Annotated in this window: 5 protein-coding genes and 2 rRNA genes (1 of these 7 cut by a window edge); all 7 read left to right on the top strand. The window is 31.1% G+C overall.

Features of this window, described 5'->3' with window-relative positions; all coding sequences use genetic code 11:
* Positions 1 to 244 (top strand): 23S ribosomal RNA (locus ACVC08_RS09575) (it extends 2,577 nt beyond the left edge of the window).
* Positions 245 to 357: 113 nt separating this feature from the next.
* Positions 358 to 465, top strand: a 5S ribosomal RNA gene (rrf, locus tag ACVC08_RS09580).
* A gap of 289 nt (positions 466 to 754) precedes the next feature.
* A complete protein-coding gene (locus tag ACVC08_RS09585; RefSeq protein ID WP_452601872.1) occupies positions 755 to 1,831 on the top strand; it encodes a DUF262 domain-containing protein in 1,077 nt (358 codons plus the stop codon).
* Entirely contained in the window at positions 1,831 to 2,295 is a 465-nt protein-coding gene (locus ACVC08_RS09590) for an MAE_28990/MAE_18760 family HEPN-like nuclease (protein ID WP_452601873.1), read from the top strand. Before ACVC08_RS09585 ends, ACVC08_RS09590 begins: the two co-directional genes overlap by 1 nt.
* A gap of 163 nt (positions 2,296 to 2,458) precedes the next feature.
* A complete protein-coding gene (locus ACVC08_RS09595; RefSeq protein ID WP_452601874.1) occupies positions 2,459 to 5,530 on the top strand; it encodes a WGR domain-containing protein in 3,072 nt (1,023 codons plus the stop codon).
* A 4-nt stretch (positions 5,531 to 5,534) separates the two neighbouring features.
* Positions 5,535 to 7,163, top strand: coding sequence for an SWIM zinc finger family protein (locus ACVC08_RS09600; RefSeq protein ID WP_452601875.1), 1,629 nt, complete (start codon positions 5,535 to 5,537; stop codon positions 7,161 to 7,163).
* A gap of 413 nt (positions 7,164 to 7,576) precedes the next feature.
* Entirely contained in the window at positions 7,577 to 9,079 is a 1,503-nt protein-coding gene (locus ACVC08_RS09605; protein WP_452601876.1) for a reverse transcriptase family protein, read from the top strand.
* Positions 9,080 to 9,315 lie beyond the last annotated feature (236 nt).

Raw genomic sequence — 9,315 nt, forward strand, 5'->3', positions numbered from 1 at the left:
GGATCTGACTCTAGTACGAGAGGACCGAGTTGGACTAACCTCTGGTGTATCTGTTGTTCCGCCAGGAGCATTGCAGAGTAGCTACGTTGGGAAGGGATAAGCGCTGAAAGCATATAAGCGCGAAACCCACCACAAGATGAGATTTCTTTAAAGGGTCGTGGAAGATTACCACGTTGATAGGTCATAGGTGTAAAGGCAGTAATGTCATAGCCGAGTGATACTAATAACCCATAGGCTTATTGTACGCCTGTTTTTTTACTAAGTTCAATAGTTATTATTACGATACAGATTTATCTATTTTTTTTCAATATGTTATTATATACGGTTAAGTGTTTATAGCACACACACCGAAAGATTTAAGGTGATTATAGCGATGGGGCTCACCTCTTACCATTCCGAACAGAGAAGTTAAGCCCATTAGCGCCGATGGTACTACAATCGTGGAAGAGTAGGTCGTCGCCTTTTTTAAAGCTCTTTAGTAAATACATACTAAAGAGCTTTTTTTATATAATAAATCCTCAACAAATATCTTTTTGTTGAGGATTTATTGTTTAAGCTTATCAGAATAGATTACTATGTATTATAGAAATATCTAGATTAATGATAAATAGTCTAACTTTTAAGTAATTATCTTTTTAAATTGTTTTTCTAGTTTCTAGAATAAAAATCTGTTTTTAAAATTAAAATGAATTATATTTAATTTATATAATAAATAAAATAACATTAGCTAAGCATAATTACAGTCTATATTAATATGAATGATATAAATATTGAGCAACCATTATTATTTAATTTTGATGATGAAACCGAGAATGAACATATTGATTTTCGGTATGTTATTACTAGCTACGGAGCAGATTACCCTGTTGATAGTTTAATGAAAAGAATAAAGGATAAAGTAATTTTTATACCGCCTTTTCAAAGACAATTTGTTTGGAATATTAATGAAGCATCAAAATTTATTGAATCTTTGATTTTGGGGTTACCAGTGCCAGGAATATTTTTATCTAAAGAAAAAGATACAAATAGATTATTAGTGGTTGATGGACAACAAAGACTCATGAGTTTATACTATTTTTATACTGGATATTTTCAACAAATACCTTTTAAACTCCAAAATGTTCAAGAGGATTTACTTGGAAGAACTTATAGGACTTTAAAAGCTCCTGATAGAATTCGATTAGATGATTCTATACTTCATGCAACTATTGTGAGGCAAGATGAACCAGATGAAGATGAAAGTAGTGTTTATCAAATTTTTGAAAGACTTAACTCAGGAGGAAGAGATTTAAAGCCTCAAGAGATTAGAGCTTGTATATACTATGGAGAATTTAATGAATTACTTACTAAATTAGTAAATACTCATTCATGGAGAGCTATTTTTGGAAAAAAACCAGATATTAGGTTGAAGGAACAGGAATTGGTGCTAAGATTCTTTTCTTTATTATATGATAGAATGAATTATGAAAAACCTTTAAAAGGTTTTTTGAATTCATTTATGTCAAAAAACCAAGATTTAAAGAATATTAGTGTGGAAGAGTTTACAAATACCTTCAAGACAACTTTTGATTTTATTGTAAGAACAATTGGTACAAAACCTTTTAGAATAAAAAGAAATTTAAATTTAGGTGCTTTCGATTCAATCTCAATTGCAGTTGCTGAGCGTTTAAGAAATGGTACATTAGAGAACCGAAAAAAGTTTGTAGAGAATTATAACAAATTAGTTGAAAATACTGATTTTATATCAGCAGTACAAGGAGGAACTTCTGATGAAAAAAATGTTGAAACCCGAATTAACTTAGCTATTGATGCATTTAAAGACGTAGAATAATGGGGTTCTATAAATTGAGTATTTATGAGAGACAATTAGATAGTCTTTATAGGGAGGTTTCCCAAATTCAAGAAGGAGAAATTAATAAGGCACATCTCACAAGATATTTATGTGTTCGAACTTCTGGATATCTTGAAAATGTAGCCAGAATTTTAATAGCTCATTTTTGTGATGGTACTTCACCCCAACCTATAAATAATTATATAGCTAAAAGAACTAAATACATAACAAACTTAGATTTTAAAAAATTAAAAGCGTTGCTTTCTGAGTTTGATACTAGTTGGAGTGCTGAATTTGAAGAAAGAGTAAATGAGCAACAAAGAAGCTCATTAAATTCAGTTATTTCTAATAGAAATAATATTTCGCATGGAAATCAAGATAGCATTACATATAGAGACATGGTAAATTATTATCGAGATGTAAAAGACATTTGTAAAATATTAATAGACATAATTAAGAAGTAAACTTTTTTATTTGAAAACTTTAGTCCATTATTTTAAATAAAGGAATAAACTCATCATTTAGACCAAACATTATTAATAAGATATCTTCATTCAATATTTTCAATCAAATTCCCCACCAACACATTCCCTTTTTAATTATATTTACGTACAAATCGTTATATAATTGAAAATACTACACCAAAAAACACTATACTTTTCGGAAGGTAAATCGGATAAAGTCTACGAAGTCGATTTATGCGAATCTGGTTCAGATTTATACATCGTTAATTTTAGATATGGTAGGAGAGGCGCTAACTTACGAGAAGGTACTAAAACGGTATTTCCTGTGCCTTATGAGGAGGCTTTAAAAGTATTTAATAGTCTTGTAGCTAGTAAAGAGAAAAAAGGCTATAGTGAAACTCTATCTGAAACATCAGAAAAAACTCCAACACCTTCGCAAGCAACTGAAATAAATACAGCAAGAGAGCAAACCATTTTAAAATATTTAAAAGAAGCTGTTGCAGGAGTCTATACTAGAAATTGGAAAGTCTCCAGAATAGTATGGAGAGCAGCAGATTTAAATATAACCAAAGCAATTCCGTCTATAGTACATTTTATAAACTCCGAAGATGCATTTGAGCAATATGCTTCAATACACGCTTTGACTAAATTTAAAGACGTTTCAGGAAGTGATGCAATATATAACGTCTTTAATACTTTAGGGTTTAAAGATAAAGTAGGGCGTATTGCAGTTGCCTATATATTAAAATTAGGTAAAGCAGATTACAAGAATACTGTAATACAATCAGCAATAAATAATCTACCAGAAGAATTAAAAGGACATATAGGAGATTATACTTCTTTTTTTAATGCATTAGCCGTTTACTTTCTAAAAGAAAAAGACATAGACGCCTCAGTATTATATTACATCTATTTGTTATCTATAAGCGATGAAGTATTTAGAAAGCAACTATATACTTTTATAGAAAAAGCACCATTAAAAGTTAATCTATTTAAATCTATACGTTACATATACAGAGCGTCGCATGCATTAGAAGATACTATTTTCTTTGCGCTAACCTCTAAAAGAATAGCAGTAAGTAAATCAGGCTATACATCGGACTATTTATATGTAGATAACGAATGGACAGATGCCAATGTAGAAAAGCAGAAACCAAATCCAACAATAGCATTTTCTAAAAAGACCAAAGATTATTTTAATAAAACAACCTATAAATACGTTTACAAATTAAGTAAAAGCGATACAGTAACCTATATAGATTATGCATCAGCACTATTAGTATCGCTTAATGATACATTAGATAATGTAAAAGAAGATATTCAGTACCATTATAATTATAATCAAGATACAAGGCGCTATACAACAGAACGAAGAATTTTTCCTAAATATCATGACTTTTTAGCGTTAATGTATATTGTTTATGGAGGTGCTTCTCGATTGCAACGTCAAAAAAACAAATGGTTTTACATAGCGGAAGATAATGCGGCGACTACTATAGTAAGAGAAGAAGTATTACCTGAACTTTGGAATACTAAACCAGAAAAAGTACTATATGTTTTAGCCAATGCTAAAAGCGACATAGCTATAACATTTGCGTTAAGAATTATTAAAGAGAATAATCACTTTTTAGATAACATTTCGTTAGAACAATTAACACAATTGGTAGGGCATTACCACCCAAAGGTTTTAGAGGTTATTTTAAATATTGTAAAGCAACGCTATGCATCCACTAAACCAGAAAATGCAATAGTATTAGCATTGCTAAAATCTGATAATGAAGACGCAAATACCTTAGCCTTTAATTGGCTAAAACAATATGAAGCTGAATACTTTACAGAAGCCACGTTTATAAGTCAGTTGCTATTAACAGGAAAAGAAGCAGTAGTTAGCTATATAAAAAATCTATATACAGAAACTGCAAAATATAATCTGCACTTATCTATAGCAACAATAGAACTCTTATTTAAAATACCGTCTCAGTATACTTTCGAGTATTTAGTTCAAGTTAACAATTTAATTGGGAATACGCATTTTGGAAGTTTGCTAAGCTCAGTTCCTGAGGAGAAAATAAAAACACTAGCCAAATCTTCAGCAGTAAGCAATAAATTATTTGCAGCTAATTTGGCAAAGCAAAATACAGCATCAACCTATCTGTTATTTAAAGACAGTATAGATGAGTATATCAATTCGGATAACACCGAGTTACGACAAGTAGGAATAGAATTATTATCCCATTTTCCAGATGAATTTTTATTAGAAAACCATCAGAAAATAAGTGGATTCTGTTTTTCGGAATACAACGAAGTTAGAAATGCCATTCAGCCTACCGTTGAAAAACTAATAGCACTAGATAATAACTTTAAAAACAATTTATTTAAAGCCTTATTAAGAGCGATTGAAACAGCTGAAACTTATGAAGGTTTGCATGAAAATTGCTACACACTTTTAACAACCAACTACAAACCATATTTAGGAAGCATACCGCAAGAGGCTATTTTTAGTTTAATACTATCTCAATACGATTATGCACAGAAACTTGGTGAGCCCTTATTTGCAGAACATATAACTTTAGAGACGTTACCGGTTAAAACTATTGTATCTCTAGCGCATAGCGATATATTTAGTATAAGAACGCTTTTAAAACAATACTTTGAGAAGCATACCTCTACAATTAATATTCAATTAGAAGACGCTTTATTAGTATTTAACTCTCATTGGGAAGATGTTATAGATTGGGCATGCCAGTATTTCGAAACCCATATAAAACCAGAATATTGGACCGTAAATATGTTATTGTATGCCTGCGATCATACAAAAACCGAAGTACAACATTTTGGACGTAAAATGATAGCCCAGCATTTTAGTGAAGATAAAGGATTGCCTTTATTATTAAAATTACAAGAACACCCAACCAAAACAATGCAGTTTTTTGTTACTAATTATTTAGATAATTATGTAAAGGGAAATACAACAGTTATTTTAAAACTAGAGACCTTCTTTAAAACCAGTTTATTTAATATAAATACGAATAGAGTTACAAAAACAAGAATTTATAAATTCTTAGAAGAAGAATCTGTAAAAGATAAAGCAGTAGCAGAAATGACAGTACGATTAGTAAATAGTATTCTAGGTACTAACACTATGCTAGATAATAGTAATAATATAGACCTGCTGTTAACCATTACAGAAGTGTACCCAGATATAGAGGTTCCATTACTAATAAAACAAAATTAATAGTATGCAGTTTAATTATAAATATGGCGGAACAAGTGCTGTAAGTAATAGTGTCTCTGCAACAGATGTTAGTTTTGCACCAGATATTTTAAGAGAACCTACTTATTTTGTAGGTACTTTAGATAAAAAGATTTCGTTTAGAGAAGCCATTTCGGCATTACATCATGTTGTGGTTGCCGATTTTAATTTTCAACCCAAAGATAATTCAGAATATTTGGCATGGTTAAAAAGCCAAGAAGAATTATGGTTGGCAGAAGCAAGTTCCGATTTATCCAAAATACAAACAGAAATACAGCGTGTACGAACAAAAATAGAAGGCCTTCGTAAAGACCGTGATGTTATTATGAAGCCTTATTATAAGGCACAAAGAGCGTATTTTAATTATCTATATAAAAGAGATTATGCCGCGTGGCTTGTTTTAGACCCAGTAATAACGGTACATCCAGATCAAGTATTTTTTGAATGTTTTAGTAAAGACGAATCGGTTTACGGAAAATTATCCTGTGGTTACGATGTATTTAATAATATTAATGATTTTAAATGCGGAACTACTAATATTGATTATTCTAAAAAACTATATGAAGAGTTTCAGAAAATAAGAACCTATAAAGAGACCGATTTTAAAATAGACCCTAAAGGCTTTGATGTAAAAACGACAGGAGAAGCCAGTTATAGAGAAGTAAAAATAGACTTGCCCGATAGTTGGGTACGTGGCTTTCTTCAAGTGAGTACAGCAATGACTTCTAATAAAGTGTCTTTTGAATTAGAAGCAATAGACATTGCTAATTTTATAAGTGTTTTAAAAAGAAATAAAGAACGAAAAGGACCACGCTCTATAAAATATAAATTGACACCAGGTGAACCTATTGTAGCCGTTTTTGAACCTTGGAATATAGAAGTCGTTTGCAAACAATCTATATATAAAGGGGATAAAAAAGAAGCCATAAGAGTATGGGGAAGACGTCGTATTACCCTTTTAGAACGCTTATTACCTATTACAGATAAATTTACAGTACACCTTTTAGGTAGTGGAATGCCTTCTTTTTATACAGCACATTTAACTAATGAGATGTATTTTACATTAGGTTTATCTGGTTGGACGGCTAACGATTGGACACAATCGAGTCAGTTAGATTTATTAGCGCCAAGAGGGCAAGTCCCTGCAACAACAATGCAAAGCGTATATTTAGAATTACGTAAACATTGGTTTGCTAGTGAGCAAGACATTGCTAAAACGATGAATTTAGAACAATCTGTAGTTAATAAATCATTAGAAACCTTTACACAAGCCGGGAAAGTTATTTACGATTTAAAAAATAAAGTCTATCGCGTTCGCGAATTAAAACGCGAAGGGATAGATATAGAATCGTTACGCTTTTCTAGTGAAACCGATAAAGAAGCCTATAAATTAATGGAGCAAAATGCCGTTAAAGATTTAAAGGTAAAAGAACAAACAGACAAAATAACACTAACAGCAGTGGTAAGTAACACTTATAAAACAAGTGTAACCATAGATAAAGACTTAAAAATAAAAGACGCCAGCTGTACGTGTAGCTATTATTATAAAAATAAAATGACCAAAGGCCCTTGTGAGCATATATTGGCTACAAGAATAACCTTTGATAAAAAATAACCAAAATGGTTGTAACTTATTATAAATGAGGCGTCATTCTGAACTTGTTTCAGAATCACATTTGATTTTTAAAATACTATGAGATATTGAAACAAGTTCAACATGACAAAAGCTAACTATATATAAGTTTTTACAGCTATTCAAAAAAAATAATATTATATTTAAACCATGGTAGTGATAAGATAAAAACCTTGCATTTTGATTGGTGGATCGCCAATCTTGCTAACAGATACCGAACGCGTCACTGACTCGAACTTAACTTGTGAAATAGGTACCATAGTACTATTTCCGGTTAGACTTCTGCGAAGTGAAATAATACTATGGTACCTATTTCACTGGAGTTGTTCAATTCAGTCTTGAGAATCGTACGAAGGGAATACAAAATATATCTTATTGCTACCTTTTTTTATTATATGAGAAATTCTACAGAAAGAAGACAAGAAATTTATGATAAAATAAAAGCGTCTTCTAAACAAGAATACATACTTTCTGAAATGAAGCGTTTAGGCTTCTGGAAAGAAGATACGATAGATTTTGAAAGTGTCAACTCATTTTTTAAAGAGGAGGCTGAATTATCTAAAGAATTACAAAAACTTCTTAAAGAACAACGCATTATTGAAGATCCTGATGCTTTTTTAGCTAAAAAACATCAAGAGCGTAAATTAGCCTCTAAACAATCTCAAAAAGAAACTAAAGAGCGAAGAGAAAAAGAACGTTTAGAAAAAGCGGCACGTTGGAAAGCTTCTAAGGATAAAGACATTCTTTACGTAGGTTCGGGCTATTCTAATAATCTTAATAAGCAAACCTCTAACGACGCAAAGTTAAAAAAGCAAAACCTTCCTGTATTACATAATGTGGAAGATTTAGCTAAAGCAATGAGTATTCCTGTAGGAGAACTTCGGTTTTTATCGTTTACGAGGAAGCATTCTAAAATTAGCCATTATAAACGCTTTCAAATGGCAAAAAAATCTGGTGGCTATCGTTTAATATCAGCGCCAATGCCAAAGCTAAAAAAAGCACAACATTGGATTTTAGAGCATATATTAAATAAAGTAACTGTACACGATAACGCACACGGTTGTGTTATAGGGAAATCTATAAAAACAAATGCTACGCCGCATATTGGTAAAGCTGTAGTTATTAATCAAGATTTTCAAAACTTTTTTCCATCGGTAACGTATAACAGAATTAAAGGTGTCTTTTTATCTATAGGTTATTCGCATCAAATAGCAACCATATTATCGTTATTATGCTCAGAGCCTAAAATTTTAGATGTGTCTTTATTAGGAGAAGATTATTACGCGCAACGTGGTGAACGTTTTTTACCACAAGGATCTCCTTGTAGTCCAGCCATTACTAATATTTTATGCAGAAAATTAGATTTTAGATTGTCTGGTTTAGCAAAAAAATATGATTTTGAATATACCCGTTATGTAGATGATATTACATTTTCGGGAGACAAAGACAGTTTGTCAAAAATTACACCACTACTTAAATACTCGCGTAAGATTGTAAAGGACGAAAATTTTAAATTACATCCTGAAAAATTACGTGTTATGAAACGTAATGCAAAACAGGAAGTCACCGGAGTTGTGGTTAACGAAAAAGCTAACATTTCTAAAACGTCTTTAAAACGATTTAGAGCCTTATTATTTCAAATTGAAAAAGATGGTATTGAAGGTAAATCGTGGAATAATGGCGGTAATGTTTTAGCACAAATAGATGGTTATGCTAATTTTATTTATCAGATAGATGAAGTAAAAGGAGTTGTTTATAAACAACGAGTTGCTGCAATTTTAGAGAAATATAATTACAAAGAAAACCATAGAAAGCAATATGCTCCTAATACTAAAAAAGGAGTGTCTGCTGTATTAAGTGGTTTTGCTAAAAAGATAACGTCGTTTTTTAAGAAGTGACAACCCGTTGTACATTTTAAAAAAGCCTCGTCAATTCGAGTACGTTTATATGATTAAAACGAGTGAAGCTTGTATCTAGAATAAGAGTTTTAGGTTATGGACTTGCAACAAAAAACTGGACAAAAAGAAGAGAGATTATGCTGCTAATTTTTGATTGTTCATTTCTGTTTCAAATTCTTCAATAGATTTTAAGCCTAAAGCCGTGTGTAATCTTTTTCTATTATACCAAGTTTCAA

The sequence above is a fragment of the Pontimicrobium sp. MEBiC06410 genome (assembly GCF_053601615.1).